Source organism: Acinetobacter sp. UBA3132 (assembly GCF_002364825.1).
Lineage (GTDB): Bacteria > Pseudomonadota > Gammaproteobacteria > Pseudomonadales > Moraxellaceae > Acinetobacter > Acinetobacter schindleri.
On the sequence record NZ_DEZM01000140.1, the window covers coordinates 38257 to 38609 of the forward strand.

1 protein-coding gene is annotated in these 353 nt (G+C 42.2%); it reads left to right on the forward strand.

Annotated elements, in window-relative coordinates; translation table 11 throughout:
* Positions 1–353: ATP-grasp domain-containing protein (locus tag B4033_RS07730; RefSeq protein ID WP_349678833.1), on the forward strand; the 353-nt coding region annotated here is incomplete at both ends.

A 353-nucleotide genomic window follows, 5' to 3' on the forward strand; every position in this document is an offset into this window, starting at 1 on the left:
CCGACTGAAGGTGGTGTTGAAATTGAAAAAGTGGCAGAAGAAACGCCTGAAAAAATTATTAAAGTTGAAGTTGATCCACTCGTTGGTTTATTGCCGTTCCAGGCACGTGAAGTTGCATTTGCTTTAAACCTTAAAGATGGACAAATCAACCAATTTGTTAAAGTCATGACCGCGGCTTATCAAGCCTTTGTGGAAAATGATTTTGCCCTGTTTGAAATCAATCCGTTATCAGTCCGTGAAAATGGTGACATTCTTTGTGTCGATGCCAAAGTAGGGATCGATTCGAACGCGTTGTATCGTTTGCCTGAAGTGGCGGCACTACGCGATAAATCACAAGAGAATGAGCGTGAGCT